The organism is Streptomyces rishiriensis (assembly GCF_003112535.1).
GTDB lineage: Bacteria > Actinomycetota > Actinomycetes > Streptomycetales > Streptomycetaceae > Streptomyces > Streptomyces rishiriensis.
Genome location: NZ_BEWA01000019.1, coordinates 86151 through 102384 on the forward strand (window position 1 = coordinate 86151; position 16234 = coordinate 102384).

Annotated in this window: 16 protein-coding genes; 7 read left to right on the forward strand and 9 right to left on the reverse strand. The window is 69.2% G+C overall.

The features are described from left to right. The first annotated feature begins 19 nt into the window (after positions 1–19). Both trxB and trxA read left to right on the forward strand, forming a co-directional pair. Positions 20–988, forward strand: a complete 969-nt coding sequence (gene trxB, locus Sri02f_RS30585; RefSeq protein ID WP_109004574.1) for a thioredoxin-disulfide reductase — start codon at positions 20–22, stop codon at positions 986–988. Positions 989–1027: 39 nt separating this feature from the next. Further along, entirely contained in the window at positions 1028–1360 is a 333-nt protein-coding gene (gene trxA / locus Sri02f_RS30590) for a thioredoxin (protein WP_109004575.1), read from the forward strand. A 91-nt stretch (positions 1361–1451) separates the two neighbouring features. Here the strand turns inward: trxA and Sri02f_RS30595 are convergent, their stop codons facing one another. The 9 genes from Sri02f_RS30595 to rpmH all read right to left on the reverse strand — a co-directional run bounded on the left by Sri02f_RS30595 (position 1452) and on the right by rpmH (position 8521). Continuing rightward, positions 1452–2069, reverse strand: coding sequence for a GNAT family N-acetyltransferase (locus Sri02f_RS30595; protein ID WP_109004576.1), 618 nt, complete (start codon positions 2067–2069; stop codon positions 1452–1454). A gap of 328 nt (positions 2070–2397) precedes the next feature. Next, positions 2398–3498: a ParB/RepB/Spo0J family partition protein gene (locus tag Sri02f_RS30600; protein ID WP_109004577.1), complete on the reverse strand. Its 1101-nt coding sequence runs from the start codon at positions 3496–3498 to the stop codon at positions 2398–2400. Continuing rightward, positions 3495–4571: a ParA family protein gene (locus Sri02f_RS30605; protein WP_109004578.1), complete on the reverse strand. Its 1077-nt coding sequence runs from the start codon at positions 4569–4571 to the stop codon at positions 3495–3497. Before Sri02f_RS30605 ends, Sri02f_RS30600 begins: the two co-directional genes overlap by 4 nt. Before the next feature lie 402 nt (positions 4572–4973). Then, positions 4974–5690, reverse strand: coding sequence for a 16S rRNA (guanine(527)-N(7))-methyltransferase RsmG (gene rsmG, locus Sri02f_RS30610; RefSeq protein WP_109004579.1), 717 nt, complete (start codon positions 5688–5690; stop codon positions 4974–4976). Between the two features lie 121 nt (positions 5691–5811). Next, a complete protein-coding gene (locus Sri02f_RS30615; RefSeq protein ID WP_109004580.1) occupies positions 5812–6324 on the reverse strand; it encodes a Jag family protein in 513 nt (170 codons plus the stop codon). A 29-nt stretch (positions 6325–6353) separates the two neighbouring features. Then, positions 6354–7637 carry a membrane protein insertase YidC gene (gene yidC / locus Sri02f_RS30620; protein ID WP_109004581.1) on the reverse strand — a complete coding sequence of 428 codons (1284 nt, stop codon included), beginning with the start codon at positions 7635–7637 and terminating at the stop codon, positions 6354–6356. 3 nt (positions 7638–7640) lie between these two features. Continuing rightward, positions 7641–7994, reverse strand: a complete 354-nt coding sequence (gene yidD / locus Sri02f_RS30625) for a membrane protein insertion efficiency factor YidD (protein WP_109004582.1) — start codon at positions 7992–7994, stop codon at positions 7641–7643. Further along, positions 7991–8362: a ribonuclease P protein component gene (rnpA, locus tag Sri02f_RS30630; protein ID WP_078615780.1), complete on the reverse strand. Its 372-nt coding sequence runs from the start codon at positions 8360–8362 to the stop codon at positions 7991–7993. Before rnpA ends, yidD begins: the two co-directional genes overlap by 4 nt. A 21-nt stretch (positions 8363–8383) precedes the next feature. Further along, positions 8384–8521, reverse strand: coding sequence for a 50S ribosomal protein L34 (rpmH, locus tag Sri02f_RS30635; protein ID WP_018846094.1), 138 nt, complete (start codon positions 8519–8521; stop codon positions 8384–8386). 377 nt (positions 8522–8898) lie between these two features. Here rpmH and dnaA point away from each other — a divergent pair, with 377 nt between their 5' ends. The 5 genes from dnaA to Sri02f_RS30665 all read left to right on the forward strand — a co-directional run bounded on the left by dnaA (position 8899) and on the right by Sri02f_RS30665 (position 15967). Continuing rightward, positions 8899–10860 (forward strand): chromosomal replication initiator protein DnaA, encoded by a 1962-nt coding sequence (dnaA, locus tag Sri02f_RS30640; protein WP_109004583.1) that lies wholly within the window; start codon positions 8899–8901, stop codon positions 10858–10860. A 1175-nt stretch (positions 10861–12035) separates the two neighbouring features. Continuing rightward, positions 12036–13166, forward strand: coding sequence for a DNA polymerase III subunit beta (dnaN, locus tag Sri02f_RS30650; RefSeq protein ID WP_109004585.1), 1131 nt, complete (start codon positions 12036–12038; stop codon positions 13164–13166). A gap of 216 nt (positions 13167–13382) precedes the next feature. After that, positions 13383–14258: a phosphogluconate dehydrogenase (NAD(+)-dependent, decarboxylating) gene (gnd, locus tag Sri02f_RS30655; RefSeq protein ID WP_109004586.1), complete on the forward strand. Its 876-nt coding sequence runs from the start codon at positions 13383–13385 to the stop codon at positions 14256–14258. Positions 14259–14312: 54 nt separating this feature from the next. Beyond that, entirely contained in the window at positions 14313–15434 is a 1122-nt protein-coding gene (recF, locus tag Sri02f_RS30660; protein ID WP_109004587.1) for a DNA replication/repair protein RecF, read from the forward strand. After that, entirely contained in the window at positions 15431–15967 is a 537-nt protein-coding gene (locus Sri02f_RS30665) for a DciA family protein (RefSeq protein WP_109004588.1), read from the forward strand. Before recF ends, Sri02f_RS30665 begins: the two co-directional genes overlap by 4 nt. Positions 15968–16234: the final 267 nt, after the last annotated feature.

Here is a 16234-nt window from a genome sequence, read left to right on the forward strand (position 1 = left end):
AGAGACGAGGAAACAAGCCGTGAGCGACGTCCGTAACGTGATCATCATCGGCTCCGGGCCCGCCGGCTACACCGCGGCCCTCTACACCGCGCGCGCCTCGCTGAAGCCGCTGGTGTTCGAAGGCGCCGTCACCGCGGGCGGCGCACTGATGAACACCACCGAGGTGGAGAACTTCCCGGGCTTCCAGGACGGCATCATGGGCCCCGAGCTCATGGACAACATGCGCGCCCAGGCCGAACGCTTCGGCGCCGAGCTGATCCCCGACGACGTCGTCTCCGTCGACCTCACGGGTGAGATCAAGACCGTCACGGACACCGCCGGCACGATCCACCGCGCCAAGGCCGTCATCGTCACCACCGGCTCGCAGCACCGCAAGCTCGGCCTGCCGAACGAGGACGCCCTCTCCGGCCGCGGTGTCTCCTGGTGTGCCACGTGTGACGGCTTCTTCTTCAAGGACCAGGACATCGCCGTCATCGGCGGCGGCGACACCGCGATGGAGGAGGCCACCTTCCTCTCCCGGTTCGCCAAGTCCGTGACGATCGTCCACCGCCGGGACACCCTGCGCGCCTCCAAGGCGATGCAGGAGCGCGCCTTCGCCGACCCGAAGATCAAGTTCATCTGGGACAGCGAGGTCGCCGAGATCCAGGGCGACCCGAAGCTGGCCGGGCTGAAGCTGCGCAACCTCAAGACCGGTGAGCTCTCGGACCTGCCGGTGACCGGCCTGTTCATCGCGATCGGCCACGACCCGCGCACCGAGCTCTTCAAGGGTCAGCTCGACCTCGACGAGGAGGGCTACCTGAAGGTCGCCGCGCCCTCCACCCGGACGAACGTGACCGGCGTCTTCGCCGCCGGCGATGTCGTGGACCACACGTACCGCCAGGCGATCACCGCGGCCGGCACCGGCTGCTCCTCCGCTCTCGACGCCGAGCGCTACCTCGCCGCCCTCGCGGACGAGGAGCAGGCCGAGCCCGAGAAGACCTCCGTCTGATCCCCTCCCGCCCCACGCACAAGAATGAAGGAGCCCCCTGTGGCCGGCACCCTGAAGAATGTGACCGACGCCGACTTCGAAGAGGTCGTCCTCAAGAGCGACAAGCCCGTCCTGGTGGACTTCTGGGCCGAGTGGTGCGGCCCGTGCCGTCAGATCGCGCCCTCCCTTGAGGCCATCGCCGCCGAGCACGGCGAGAAGATCGAGATCGTCAAGCTCAACATCGACGAAAACCCGAACACGGCCGCCAAGTACGGCGTCATGTCCATCCCGACCCTGAACGTGTACCAGGGCGGCGAGGTCGCCAAGACCATCGTCGGTGCCAAGCCGAAGGCCGCGCTCGTTCGCGACCTGGAGACCTTCATCTCCGAGTGACCCACCGAGCCGTCGCGCCGACGGTCGATGTTTCACGTGAAACGCGAAGGGCCGGTCCCCACGGACCGGCCCTTCGCTGTGTCGGGGTCTCCTAGAGCGGACGCAACACCGGCTCCTTCTGCACTGCTCCCAGCAACCGGTCGAGCGCCATCTCCACGTCTTCCTTCCACGAGAGTGTGCTCCTCAGCTCCAGTCTCAGCCGAGGGTGGGCGGGGTGAGGACGGACCGTCTTGAAGCCCACCGCTAGCAGGTGATCAGCCGGAAGCAGACAGGCCGATTCCTTCCAGCGAGTGTCGCCGAACGCCTCGATGGCTTTGAAGCCCCGCCTCAGCAGATCCTTGGCGACCGTCTGCACCATCACACGACCCAGCCCCTGCCCCTGGTAGCCCGGCATGATGAACGCTGTCATGAGCTGCACGGCGTCCGGCGACACCGGGCTGGTGGGGAACGCCGTCGAGCGCGGAACGTAGGCGGGAGGCGCGTACAGCACATGGCCCACGGGCACGTCGTCCACATAGACGACACGGCCGCACGACCCCCAGTCCAGCAGGACGGCGGAGATCCATGCCTCCTTCTCCAGAGCGGTCGTCCCCGCCTTCAGCGCGGCTTCGCCGCTGACGGGGTCCAGCTCCCAGAAGACGCACGAGCGACAGCGCTGGGGAAGGTCCTGAAGGTTGTCCAGCGTGAGCGGTACGAGCCGACGCCCCATGAAGGCTGTTCCTCACTTCCTTCGCCCGCTGCACCGCGAGCTGCCGTCAGAGCGCTCCGTTCCCTGAGCAGACTGCCGACGAACCCGCCGACCGCGCCCAGTCCCAGTCCGGCGCTCACCAGTCCGGTCCGGCTCATCGTTCGCATGACCCCCGCCTCCCGCTCCGAGGTACTGTCCGGTGGATGCGTCAAGCCTTATCGCATGGTATCCACGATGCGATTCCCTCGACAGCGCCTGCAAGCAAAGAGCGAGCCGTGTCCGGTACCCACCGGACAACGACCCGCTCTGCACGGCTCACGGACGACATGGTCGCTGCCGAGCCTTGGGCTCAGCCTTCCTCTTCCTCGGTGTCGCCGTCCGCCAGCCCCTTCGGGAGGACAGGGCCCTCGCCGGGAGCAAGGGTGCCGAGGATGCGCTCAAGGTCCTCCATCGAGGCGAACTCGACGGTGATCTTGCCCTTCTTCTGCCCGAGGTCGACCTTCACCCGCGTTTCGAAACGGTCTGAAAGCCGCGTGGCGAGGTCGGTCAACGCCGGGGAGACGCGGCCGCCCGCACGCGGCCCCTTGGCCCGCTGAGCCGCCTGCGGACGCGATCCCATGAGGGTCACGATCTCCTCGACGGCCCGCACCGAGAGTCCCTCGGCCACGATGCGGTGGGCCAGGCGATCCTGCTCCTCCGAGTCGTCGACCGAGAGCAGCGCCCGTGCATGGCCGGCAGAGAGCACACCGGCAGCGACCCGGCGCTGGACCGCCGGCGAGAGCTTCAGCAGACGCAGCGTGTTGGAGACCTGCGGACGGGATCGACCGATGCGGTCCGCCAGCTGGTCGTGCGTGCAGTTGAAGTCCTTCAGCAGCTGGTCATAGGCGGCTGCCTCTTCCAGCGGATTGAGCTGGGCCCGGTGAAGGTTCTCCAGGAGCGCGTCCAGGAGGAGCTTCTCGTCGTCCGTGGCTCGCACGATCGCCGGGATCGCCTCCAGCCCGGCCTTGCGACAGGCGCGCCATCGCCGCTCACCCATGATGAGCTCGTAGCGTGCGGTGTCGACCTGGCGCACCACGACCGGCTGCAGAAGACCGACCTCCTTGATGGAGGTGATCAGCTCGTGCAGGGCGTCGTCGTCGAAGACCTCACGCGGCTGGCGCGGGTTCGGCGTGATCTGGTCGAGGGGGATCTCCGCGAAGTGGGCGCCGATGGGCGGTGCCGGCATCTCCAGGAGGTCGCTCGTCGGCAGTTCCTCTGTTTCACGTGAAACAGGCGACAGCGTGGCGACCTTCGCCGCAGCCACCCCTCTCTCCGCCGTCAGGACCGGGACGGCGGCGGGTGACGTGGAGCCCCCGCCTCCCACCGCGGCCTGAGCCGGCGTCTTCTCCGTCGGGGCAGCAGGGATCAGCGCCCCCAGGCCTCGGCCCAACCCCCTCCGTCGCTCACTCACTGGATCCCCTCCACCATGTTCGGGTTGTTCTGGGCGCCGATATGGGCGTGCGTCGCGTCATAGCTGACGCCGACACCCTTCAGCGCGAGTTCTCGTGCAGCCTCAAGGTAGGAGAGGGCACCGCTCGATCCCGGATCGTAGGTCAGCACCGTCTGCCCATAGCTCGGCGCCTCGGAGATACGGACCGAGCGGGGAATGCTCGTCCGCAGCACCTCTTCGCCGAAGTGGGTGCGCACCTCCTCCGCGACCTGCGACGCGAGCCGCGTCCGGCCGTCGTACATCGTGAGCAGGATGGTCGACACATGCAGGTCGGGGTTGAGGTGCCCCCGCACCAGGTCGACGTTGCGCAGCAACTGCCCCAGCCCTTCCAGCGCGTAGTACTCGCACTGGATCGGGATGAGGACCTCGGCGCCGGCCACCAGAGCGTTGACCGTCAGCAGGCCGAGCGACGGCGGGCAGTCGATGAGGATGTAGTCCAGCGGCTGTTCGTACGCCTGGATCGCTCTCTGCAAGCGGCTCTCTCGTGCCACCAGGGACACCAGCTCGATCTCCGCACCTGCGAGATCGATGGTGGCGGGAGCGCAGAAGAGACCTTCCACATCGGGCACGGGCTGGACGACTTCGGCCAGAGGGCGGCTGTCGACCAACACGTCGTAGATGGATGGCACCTCGGCGTGGTGGTCGATCCCCAGGGCGGTGGACGCGTTGCCCTGAGGATCGAGGTCGACCACCAGGACACGGCCGCCGTGCAGGGCCAGGGACGCGGCGAGGTTGACCGTCGTCGTCGTCTTGCCTACCCCGCCCTTCTGGTTGGCGACCACGATCACACGGGTGCGCTCGGGCCGTGGCAGGCCCTCGCCGGCGCGGCCGAGAGCCTCCACCGCGAGTTGGGCAGCACGACCGATCGGAGTGTCGTCCATCGGGGGCGGTGTTTCACGTGAAACATCCTCCCCAAAAGACGACTCGGTACGGGGACCGGGGACCGGATCGGTCATCGGTCCCGCGATGTTGGCGTCGGACCGCAAGGATTCACTCTCCTCGACTTCAGGCTCGCAATGAACAGAGCCTCCCATGTCTTCGGGGTGGTGAACCAGTGAGGCCTGTCGTTCTGTGGAGAAATCCACCTCTGTGGACAACTCCCGTCCCTCATCGAGTGAACCGAGAGGCTTGCGGTCGCGCGGTTCGGCAGCGGCGCGGCCGCGGCTGATGATGCCGTGGAGCAGGGAGCGACGTTTCACGTGAAACACGATGCACGGCGGCCAGGTCACCGTCTGCGCGACACCCCGGTATGCGTACGTTTGGCTTCTTGGACGGGATATGCCCGACCGCCCGTCCTCTGTGACACCGTCGGCGCTGCCACAGGCCCCGCGGGCGGGGCTGTACCCCACGCCGATCCGTCCGGGAGCCGACCGGCCGCAGCGCAGCGGCCGGGCGCCCAGCTCACGGCGCGTCGCCGGGCCGGACACCCGCCCGGATCAGCGGCGTCGCCGGGTCCGCCCGGTCCGCGCCGCCTTGGCGCGCTTGGCTGCGAAGCGCACACCGCCGGGGCTCTCCCCGACCTCTACGCGCACCACCCGGGAGAGGGGATCGACGACGCCCTCCCCGACGTGGAGGATCGAGGTGCTCACCGCGCCGAGCTTACTCAGTGCCGAGGCGGCGCTCTTCAGCTCCTCCTCGGCGGTGTCGCCCTTGAGGGCGAGCATCTCGCCGTAGGGCCGCAGCAGCGGGATGCCCCACGTCGCCAGGCGGTCCAGGGGCGCCACGGCACGGGCGGTCACCACGTGGACCGGTGGAATCGTGCCCATGACCTCTTCCGCGCGACCCCGCGCGACGGTCACATGGTCCAGGCCGAGGAGCTCGACGACCTCGGTGAGGAAGTTGGTGCGTCGCAGCAACGGCTCCAGCAGGGTGATCTTGAGGTCCTCCCGCACGAGCGCCAGGGGGATGCCGGGCAGACCGGCGCCCGAGCCGACGTCGCAGACGGTCACACCCTCGGGCACGACCTCGGAGAGCACCGCGCAGTTCAGGATGTGCCTCTCCCACAGGCGGGGCACCTCGCGCGGGCCGATGAGACCACGCTGCACGCCTGCCTCGGCCAAAAGCTCGGCGTAGCGGACCGCATCGCCGTAGCGATCGCCGAACACCTCGCGTGCCACTTCGGGCGCGGGGGGGAGCTCCGCTGCCTCCGTCACGGGGACCGTCCTTCCGTACCGCATCAGCGCCGCTTTGAGCGCCGACCACCAGAACTACCAGGCTGACAAAGACCGGCCCCGTCTGCGCAACAGACGGGGCCGGGGACGCGTGTCCGACGAATCAGTTGGGCAGCACGACGACGAAGCGCTGCGGCTCCTCGCCCTCGGACTCGCTGCGCAGGCCGGCCGCCTTGACCGCGTCGTGGACGACCTTGCGCTCGAAGGGCGTCATCGGCTTCAGCCGCACCGGCTCCCCGCTGTTCTTCGCGTCCGCCGCGGCCTTCGCACCCAGCTCGGAGAGCTCGGAGCGCTTGCCGGCGCGGTAGCCCGCGATGTCCAGCATCAGCCGGCTGCGGTCGCCGGTCTCCCGGTGCACGGCGAGGCGCGTGAGCTCCTGCAACGCCTCCAGCACCTCACCGTCCCGGCCAACCAGCTTCTGCAGGTCACGGGTACCCGCGTCGCTGATGATCGACACAGCGGCGCGGTCGGCCTCGACGTCCATGTCGATGTCGCCGTCGAGGTCGGCGATGTCCAGCAGACCCTCGAGGTAGTCCGCCGCGATCTCGCCCTCCTGCTCGAGGCGGGTCAGGGTGTCTGCACCCTCGGCGGCGGCGGAGGTGGTGCCTTCCGTCACGGGATGGGCTCCTTCTACTTCTTGGACGGCTACTTCTTGGACGGGGACTTGGGGCGCTGCGGGCCGCCCTTGCGCTGCCCGGACTGGGCCTTGCTGCGGCCCGCGGAACCGGGCTTGGCGGCAGACTGGGTCCTGGGGGTGTCGCCGACTCCGGAGGGCTTGTCGTCCTCGGGCTCCTCGGACTTGATCAGCGAGGTGGTCTCGCCGGCCGCCTTCGGCGTCGCCGACTGGCGCTGGGACTTCGACTGTCGCTTGGGCTGCTGGCGCTTCGCGGCGGCCGCGCTCGTCGGCGTGCCGTCCTCGGCCTGGGCGACGGCCTGGGCCTCGCCCTTGGCCACGACGCCGTCGGCCTGGGCCACGAAGCCGGCCTTCGTCAGCGCGTTGATGAACTTGCGCTCGGCCTCGTTGCGGTCACGGCCCTTGGCCACGATGGCCTTGACGATGGCCTTCTCGCTGCGCCGACGCGTCCCGCCGTGGTGCGTGACGTGCTTGTGCAGACGCTCCAGGTAGGCGGCCTGAGCCTTGGAACCCGGCGTCGGGTTGTTGCGGATCACGTACATCTGCTGGCCCATGGTCCACACGTTGGTGGTCAGCCAGTAGACGAGGACACCCACCGGGAAGTTGATGCCGAAGACCGCGAACATGACCGGGAAGACGTACATCAGCATCTTCTGCTGCTGCATGAACGGCGTCTTGACGGACGTGTCGACGTTCTTCGTCATCAGCTGGCGCTGCGTGAAGAACTGCGAGGCCGACATCATGACGATCATGATGGCGGTGACCACGCGGACGTCCGTCAGCGAGGCGCCGAGCGCCTCCACCTTCGCCGAGCCGTCGGTGAACTTCGCCGCCAGCGGAGCGCCGAAGATGTGCGCCTTGCGCGCGCTCTCCAGCAGCTGCTCGTTGATGACGCCGATCTTGTCGCCCGTCGCGATGCCGTTGAGCACGTGATACAGGGCGAAGAAGAACGGGGACTGCGCCAGGATGGGAAGGCACGAGGAGAGCGGGTTGGTACCCGTCTCCTTGTACAGCTTCATCATCTCTTCGGACTGACGCTGTTTGTCGTTCTTGTAGCGCTCCTGGATCTTCTTCATCTCGGGCTGCAGCGTCTGCATGGCCCGGGTCGACTTGATCTGCTTCACGAAGAGCGGGATCAGGCAGATACGGATCAGGATCACCAGGGACACGATCGACAGGCCCCAGGCCCACCCGGTGTCGGGGCCGAAGATCGACCCGTACACCTTGTGGAACTGGACGATGACCCAGGAGACAGGTGTCGTGATGAAGCTGAAGAGGCTGGCAATCGTGTCCACTAATCATGCTCCTTGGGCATGGGACGGTGTCTCTGCGGCCGGGCTCGAAGAGAGGTCCTCGTCGGTGGCCGTTTCGGCGGCGGAGGTCCCGCCCTTGCGTGCACGCCAGGCGTCACGCAGCATTTCGTGCCACCGCGGGCGCTTGCGCGGCGGGACGTGGTCCACGCCCCCCAGCGACCACGGATTGCACCGCAGGATGCGCCAGGCGGTGAGTGCCGTTCCCTTGACCGCGCCGTGCCGGTCGATGGCCGTGAAGCCGTAATGGGAGCACGACGGGTAGTACTTGCACACCGGCCCGAGCAGCGGACTGATCGTCCACTGATAGAGCTTGATGAGAGCCAGCAGCGGGTACTTCATCGCGCGCCCCCTCCCAGTAGCCGTTGAAGGGCGGCGTCCAGGTCTTGGGCCAGCTGTGCGTGGTCGGCGTCGCCCGCCCCGGGCAGCGCCCGTACGACTACCAGGCTACCGGGGGGGAACAGGGTGACTCGATCGCGCATCAGATGACGCAGTCTGCGCTTCACCTTGTTGCGCACGACCGCGCCGCCCACAGCCTTGCTGACGACGAAACCCGCACGCGTCGGGGGAGCGCTCTCCCCAGGCGCGTGCGGGTCCGTGGCACCGCTTCGAAGGTGGACGACGAGAGTCGGGCGTCCGGCCCGACGGCCCCGTCGTACCGCGGTCGCGAAGTCCTCGCGCCGCCTCAGCCGATGCTCGGTAGGCAGCACGACGTCATGACCTGATCAGGCTCAGGCGGACAGGTTGGCGCGACCCTTGCTGCGGCGGTTCGCGAGAATCGCGCGGCCGGCGCGGGTACGCATCCGCAGGCGGAAGCCGTGGGTCTTGGCGCGACGACGGTTGTTCGGCTGGAAGGTGCGCTTGCTCACTCGGGGGCTCCAGAAATCAATCGGTGGTGGCGGGGTGCCGTCCTGGCTGTCACCGTGCGCCCACGAGGTAGCTCGCGGTCAACGCCCGAGTGCACCGCTTCCCGATCACCTGACGCGATCTGTGCCCATCGGAGGCAGGCGGCAGCAGCCATCGACAACTCGACCTGGTTACGGTACGCGCGGCTGCGCCATCCGGTCAAACCGGCGGTCACGGGGAGACACTGTCCACAGGCTGGGGACAACAACTTGAACCGTACCCGCCGCCCTGACTACCGTGGCTGAACTCCGATTCGTTCCTTTGTCCCTGCCCCCGCCCGATATGAATCCCGACCGTCCCACCACCACACGAACGTGGGACCCACGAGAGAGCGTGCCCTGTGGCTGACGTGCCTGCCGATCTTGCCGCAGTGTGGCCACGAGTACTGGAACAGCTCCTCGGTGAGGGCCGTGGCCAGGGCGTCGAGGTGAAGGACGAGCACTGGATCCGGCGCTGCCAGCCGCTCGCGCTGGTGGCGGACACCGCCCTGCTCGCCGTCCCCAACGAATTCGCGAAGAACGTCCTCGAAGGGCGCCTCGCGCCGGTCGTCAGCGAGACGCTGAGCCGCGAGTGCGGTCGTCCGATCCGCATCGCGATCACCGTCGACGACTCCGCGGGCGAGCCCTCGCCCCCGGCCCCCACGTCGATGCCGAACCCCGGCCGCCAGCAGCCGCGCTACGAGGAGGCCGAGCTCCCCGCGGGCCCCTACGAGGGGCAGGACGGCCGGTACGACGCCCCGTACGAAAACCAGTACGAGGGCTACGGCCGGCACCGCGCCGACCAGCTGCCCCCGACGCCGGGCGACCAGCTCCCCGGCTCCCGCGCGGACCAGCTGCCCACCGCCCGCCCCGCCTACCCCTCGGAGTACCAGCGCCCCGAGCCCGGCGCCTGGCCGCGCCCCCAGCAGGACGAGTACAGCTGGCAGCAGCAGCGGCTCGGCTTCCCGGAGCGCGACCCCTACGCGTCGCCGTCCTCACAGGACTCCTACGGCGGTCCCGCCGCCCAGGACCCGTACGCCTCGCCGTCGCAGGACTACCGCCCGCAGTCGACGGACCGGCCGCCCTACGACCCGTCGCCGTACGAGCAGAAGCGCCCGGACTACGACAAGCCCCGCTCCGACTACGACCAGCGCGACAACGGCCGCCGCGAGCGGTCCGACGCGTCGTCCGGGCCCGGTCATCCGCACCGCGGCGGTCCGGGCCAGTCCGGGATGGGCGCGCCCGGACCGTCGGCCGCCCAGTCCTCGCCGACGCCCGGCCCGGGTGAGCCGACCGCGCGCCTGAACCCGAAGTACCTGTTCGACACGTTCGTCATCGGCGCCTCCAACCGGTTCGCGCACGCGGCCGCCGTGGCCGTCGCCGAAGCGCCCGCGAAGGCCTACAACCCCCTGTTCATCTACGGGGAGTCGGGCCTCGGCAAGACGCACCTGCTGCACGCCATCGGGCACTACGCGCGAAGCCTCTACCCGGGCACGCGGGTGCGCTACGTGAGCTCGGAGGAGTTCACCAACGAGTTCATCAACTCCATCCGCGACGGCAAGGGCGACAGCTTCCGCAAGCGCTACCGCGAGATGGACATCCTGCTCGTCGACGACATCCAGTTCCTCGCGGACAAGGAGTCGACGCAGGAGGAGTTCTTCCACACGTTCAACACCCTCCACAACGCCAACAAGCAGATCGTGCTCTCCAGCGACCGGCCGCCGAAGCAGCTGGTCACACTCGAGGACCGGTTGCGGAACCGTTTCGAGTGGGGCCTGATCACCGACGTCCAGCCGCCGGAGCTGGAGACGCGTATCGCGATCCTGCGCAAGAAGGCGGTGCAGGAGCAGCTCAACGCCCCGCCGGAGGTGCTGGAGTTCATCGCCTCGCGGATCTCGCGCAACATCCGGGAGCTCGAGGGCGCCCTGATCCGGGTGACGGCGTTCGCGTCGCTCAACCGGCAGCCCGTGGACCTGGGCCTGACGGAGATCGTCCTGAAGGACCTGATCCCCGGCGGCGACGACTCCACGCCGGAGATCACCTCGACGGCCATCATGAGCGCGACCGCCGACTACTTCGGCCTCACCATCGAGGACCTGTGCGGCAGTTCGCGAGGCCGCCAGCTCGTCACGGCCCGGCAGATCGCCATGTACCTGTGCCGGGAGCTGACGGACCTGTCGCTGCCGAAGATCGGCGCGCTGTTCGGCGGCCGTGACCACACGACGGTCATGCACGCGGACCGCAAGATCCGCAATCTGATGGCCGAGCGACGCTCCATCTACAACCAGGTGACCGAGCTGACCAACCGCATCAAGAACGGCTGACGGCGCGCCGCAGACCGCGACGTCGAACCGCGACGTCGAACCGCGCCGTCAGACCGCGCCGCAGCACGTCCCGACGTCGGCGGAGGGCGTCCCCGGAGGGGTTCCGGGGACGCCCTCCGCCGTTTCCGTGACCACCGCTTCCGCGACACCGATGCCCGGCCGCCGTTACGGCCCCCACCCCGGCCCCCATCACGGCCCTCCTCGCGGCATGGCCCACGGGACGCCGCGAGGGGCCGGCGGGAGCCCGGCGGTGGCCGACGGAGGCCGTCGTGAGGGCTGGCGGGGCCCGTCGCGAGGGTTCCTCGAGGCCCGTCCGGGCCCGATGCAGGCCGGATGCAGGCCGGATGCAGGCCGCGCGGCGGTCGTACAGGGGTCGCTCGCCGATCACCCGGTGTTCGATTAACGGCCCGGGTTACGGCCGCCCTCCACAGATTCGGTGACTTTTTCCCGTCCACACCCTGGGGACTGCGAAGTTGTCCAGACTGTGTCCACAGGCATCCGCGGTGCGGGACGATCTCACCAGGTCAACAGGCTGTGGATTGGTGGACAAAGGTTTTCCACAGCCTGTGGACGAAGAAATGATCCACAGGCTGTGCACGGAGTTGTCCACCGGCAACCCACAGGCTGGAGCCCGTTGTCCCCAGCGATCCCGGGCTTCTCCACATGTCTGTCCACTGTTCGGCAACGTGACGCGCCTCCTCACCGCGTCGAGTGAAAGGCGTCACACGAAGTTGCCGAGGTGGCCTGTGGGAAAGACGACGAAACCTGGGGACGACGCTGGGGACAAGTCGCCCCTGCCTGTGCACGGAGTGTGCAGAACTTTCCGTTCTCCACAGAAGGGCCCGGTTTTCCACCGGCTCCGCCCACAGGGTCGGTGGATAAAATATCGCCTCTGAGCTGGGAAAACGGGGTTATCCACGGTATCCACAGGCCCTACTACTACTGACAACTAGAGAGAGCGAGGAATCCGTTTCGAAGTGGGTCCTGTGCACAACTCGCTGTTCGGCGTCCGGCTGCCCCTCGTCACGACTTGACCTCGAGGGGCACCGACTGTCAGTGCGGTGCGTCAGACTGGTCCCCGATGGTCCTTCCCCTCACCGGGGCCGACCACACCGAGACAGACGACGAAGGCCAGGCAGGGCGAGAAGCGCCGGCAACAGCAGGAGGCGGCAAGAGTGAAGATCCGGGTGGAACGCGACGTACTCGCGGAGGCCGTGGCCTGGGCGGCGCGCAGCCTCCCGGCCCGTCCGCCGGCGCCTGTCCTCGCCGGCCTGCTGCTGAAGGCCGAGGACGGCCAGCTGAGCCTGTCGAGCTTCGACTACGAGGTCTCCGCGCGCGTCTCCGTGGAGACCGAGGTCGAGGAGGAGGGCACCGTCCTCGTCTCGGGCCGCCTGCTCGCGGACATCTGCCGCGCCCTGCCCAACCGCCCGGTGGAGATCTCCACAGACGGTGTACGGGCCACGGTGGTCTGCGGCTCCTCGCGCTTCACCCTCCACACCCTGCCCGTGGAGGAGTACCCCTCACTGCCGCAGATGCCGAACGCGACGGGCACGGTCCCCGGGGACGTCTTCGCCTCCGCTGCCGCCCAGGTGGCCATCGCCGCCGGCCGTGACGACACGCTGCCCGTGCTCACCGGTGTGCGCATCGAGATCGAGGGCGACACCGTCACGCTGGCCTCCACCGACCGCTACCGCTTCGCGGTCCGCGAGTTCCTGTGGAAGCCGGAGAACCCGGAGGCCTCCGCGGTAGCCCTGGTGCCCGCCAAGACGCTCCTGGACACCGCCAAGGCGCTCACGAGCGGCGACAGCGTCACCCTGGCGCTCTCCGGCGGCGGCTCGGGCGAGGGCCTGATCGGCTTCGAAGGCGCGGGCCGGCGTACGACGACCCGTCTCCTGGAGGGCGACCTCCCGAAGTACCGCACGCTGTTCCCGACCGAGTTCAACTCCGTCGCCGTGATCGAGACCGCCCCCTTCGTGGAGGCCGTCAAGCGCGTGGCCCTGGTCGCCGAGCGCAACACCCCGGTGCGGCTCAGCTTCGAGCAGGGGGTGCTCATCCTGGAGGCCGGCTCCAGTGACGACGCACAGGCTGTGGAGAGGGTCGACGCGCAGCTGGAGGGCGACGACATCTCGATCGCCTTCAACCCGACCTTCCTGCTGGACGGCCTGAGCGCCATCGACTCCCCGGTCGCCCAGCTGTCCTTCACGACGTCCACCAAGCCCGCGCTGCTCAGCGGCAAGCCGGCTCTGGACGCGGAGGCGGACGACGCCTACAAGTACCTGATCATGCCGGTGCGGCTCAGCGGCTGACCCGGCCCCGGCGCCGGCGTGGTACCCCGGCGTCGGAGGTCGTCCACAGGCTGTGGCCGAACGGTCCCCGGTCTGTGGACGAAGCCGCAGGTGAGCGGCGGGGTGGGCAGTACGTCTGAGCGCGTATGCCCACAGGTGTGCGTGACGGTCCGGGTCTAGGCTCGGACGTGGGCACGAGGTGCCCCACACGCCACACAGCGACCTAAGGAACAACTGATGGAGCTCGGTCTCGTCGGCCTCGGCAAGATGGGCGGCAACATGCGCGAGCGGATCCGCCGCGCCGGCCACACCGTCGTCGGATACGACCGCAACCCGGACCTCGCCGACGTCCACAGCCTCGAAGATCTGGTGGGCAAGCTCAAGGGCCCGCGCGTGGTCTGGGTGATGGTCCCGGCCGGCGCCGCCACCCAGTCGACCGTCGACGCGCTCGCCGACCTGCTGGAGCCGGGCGACGTCGTCGTCGACGGCGGCAACTCCCGCTGGACGGACGACGAGAAGCACGCCGAGGAGCTGGCCGCCAAGGGCATCGGCTTCGTCGACTGCGGTGTCTCCGGCGGCGTCTGGGGCCTGGAGAACGGCTACGCGTTGATGTACGGCGGCGACGCCGAGAACGTCGCCAAGGTGCAGCCGGTCTTCGACGCGCTCAAGCCCGAGGGCGACTTCGGCGCTGTCCACGCCGGCAGGGTCGGCGCCGGTCACTTCGCCAAGATGGTCCACAACGGCATCGAGTACGCCATGATGCAGGCCTACGCCGAGGGCTGGGAGCTGCTGGAGAAGGTCGACTCGGTCACGGACGTGCGCGAGGTCTTCCGCTCCTGGCAGGAGGGCACGGTCATCCGTTCCTGGCTGCTGGACCTGGCCGTCAACGCACTCGACGAGGACGAGCACCTGGACAGGCTGCGCGGCTTCGCCCAGGACTCCGGCGAGGGCCGGTGGACGGTCGAGGCCGCCATCGACAACGCCGTGCCGCTGCCCGCGATCACGGCCTCGCTGTTCGCGCGGTTCGCCTCCCGCCAGGACGACTCGCCGCAGATGAAGATGATCGCGGCGCTGCGCAACCAGTTCGGCGGCCACGCGGTCGAGAAGAAGTAATCCACAGGGTCGCCCCCGCGATCCACAACCCCTGGGGGAGGTCGGCGAACGACCATGCACGTCACGCATCTGTCGCTGGCCGACTTCCGCTCGTACGCCCGGGTCGAAGTCCCGCTCGACCCGGGCGTCACCGCATTCGTGGGCCCCAACGGGCAGGGCAAGACCAACCTCGTCGAGGCCGTGGGCTATCTCGCCACCCTCGGCAGCCACCGGGTCGCCTCGGACGCGCCCCTGGTACGGCTGGGCGCCGACCGCGCGATCGTGCGGGCGCAGGTCCGACAGGGCGAGCGGCAGCAGCTGATCGAGCTGGAGCTGAACCCGGGCCGCGCCAACCGGGCTCGTATCAACCGGTCTTCGCAGGTCAAACCGCGTGACGTGCTGGGCATCGTGCGGACGGTGCTGTTCGCGCCCGAGGACCTCGCGCTGGTCAAGGGAGATCCGGGTGAGCGGCGCCGGTTCCTCGACGAGCTGATCACCGCGCGCTCCCCGCGGATGGCGGGGGTGCGCTCGGACTACGAACGGGTGCTCAAGCAGCGCAACACGCTGCTCAAGTCGGCGGCGCTGGCCCGGCGGCACGGCGGCCGTTCCATGGATCTGTCCACGCTGGACGTGTGGGACCAGCATCTCGCGCGCGTGGGAGCGGAGTTGCTCGCCCAGCGGCTCGACCTGGTGGCCGCGATCCAGCCGCTCGCCGACAAGGCGTACGAGCAGCTCGCGCCCGGAGGCGGTCCCGTGGCCCTGGAGTACAAGCCGTCCGCGCCGGGCGAGGCCCACACGCGTGAGGACCTCTACGGGCAGCTGACGGCGGCGCTCGCGGAGGCGCGCAAGCAGGAGATCGAGCGGGGCGTGACCCTGGTGGGGCCGCATCGGGACGATCTGACGCTCAAGCTGGGTCAGCTGCCCGCCAAGGGGTACGCCTCGCACGGGGAGTCCTGGTCGTACGCGCTGGCGCTGCGGCTGGCCTCCTACGACCTGCTGCGGGCGGAGGGCAACGAGCCGGTCCTCGTCCTGGACGACGTCTTCGCCGAGCTGGACGCCCGCCGGCGCGAGCGGCTGGCGGAGCTGGTGGCGCCCGGCGAGCAGGTACTGGTGACGGCAGCGGTCGAGGACGACGTGCCGGGCGTGCTCGCGGGCGTGCGGTACGCCGTGTCCGAGGGGGCGGTGGAACGCGTATGAGCGGCGACGAACCCGCTGAGAAGCGGGTGCCGGAGCCGTCCGGCGTCGATCTCGCGCGCGTGGCGCTCAGGGCGGCGCGGGAGCAGGCACGCGCGCGTGGGGACGCGGCGCAGCAGAAGAAGCAGGCCCGGCGCGGGGGCGGCCTGCGCTCCGGCGCGGGCGCGGACGGCCGCGACCCCCTGGCGCTGGGCGCCGCGATCAACCGGCTGCTCACCGAGCGGGGCTGGGAGGCGCCGGCCGCGGTCGGCGGTGTGATGGGCCGGTGGCCGCAGATCGTCGGCGAGGACGTGGCCAATCACTGCGTGCCGGAGAGGTACGACGAGGAGGAGCGGGCGCTGATCGTGCGCTGCGACTCCACGGCGTGGGCGACGAACCTGCGGCTGCTCGCCCCGACGCTCGTGGCGCGGCTCAACGAGGACCTGGGCCATGGGACGGTCCGGGTGATCAAGGTCCTCGGCCCCAGTGGTCCCCAGCGTCGCTACGGCCCCCTGAGGGCCCCTGGAAGCACCGGTCCCGGCGATACCTACGGGTGACGTGCATCACGTCCTCGCGCGGCCGGGCCGTCCCGTCGGGACGGCCCGGCCTTCTTTTCGCGCGCCCGCGTGCGAGTGCGAATCGGGACCTGACTCCCAAGTAGCCAAGGGTTGACACCTGGAAGCGCTGAGTGCCTCCGTGAGCCTCTTGGAGCCCCCTTCCACATATCGGGACCCGGAAGAGACCGGTTGAGGGCGGCACATGCGGACTCAGGTACCGGCAAACCCCCATCAGTGTCAGTGCTACCGGTAGACTGGAGCCAATCC

Excerpts from the sequence above, each read along its gene's own strand:
- Sri02f_RS30595 (WP_109004576.1), bottom strand. The coding sequence starts at position 2,069 with ATGGGGCGTCGGCTCGTACCGCTCACGCTGGACAACCTTCAGGACCTT.
- Sri02f_RS30605 (WP_109004578.1), bottom strand. The coding sequence starts at position 4,571 with ATGGGAGGCTCTGTTCATTGCGAGCCTGAAGTCGAGGAGAGTGAATCC.
- yidD (WP_109004582.1), bottom strand. The coding sequence starts at position 7,994 with ATGAAGTACCCGCTGCTGGCTCTCATCAAGCTCTATCAGTGGACGATC.
- gnd (WP_109004586.1), top strand. The coding sequence starts at position 13,383 with ATGGAGCTCGGTCTCGTCGGCCTCGGCAAGATGGGCGGCAACATGCGC.
- recF (WP_109004587.1), top strand. The coding sequence starts at position 14,313 with ATGCACGTCACGCATCTGTCGCTGGCCGACTTCCGCTCGTACGCCCGG.
- Sri02f_RS30665 (WP_109004588.1), top strand. The coding sequence starts at position 15,431 with ATGAGCGGCGACGAACCCGCTGAGAAGCGGGTGCCGGAGCCGTCCGGC.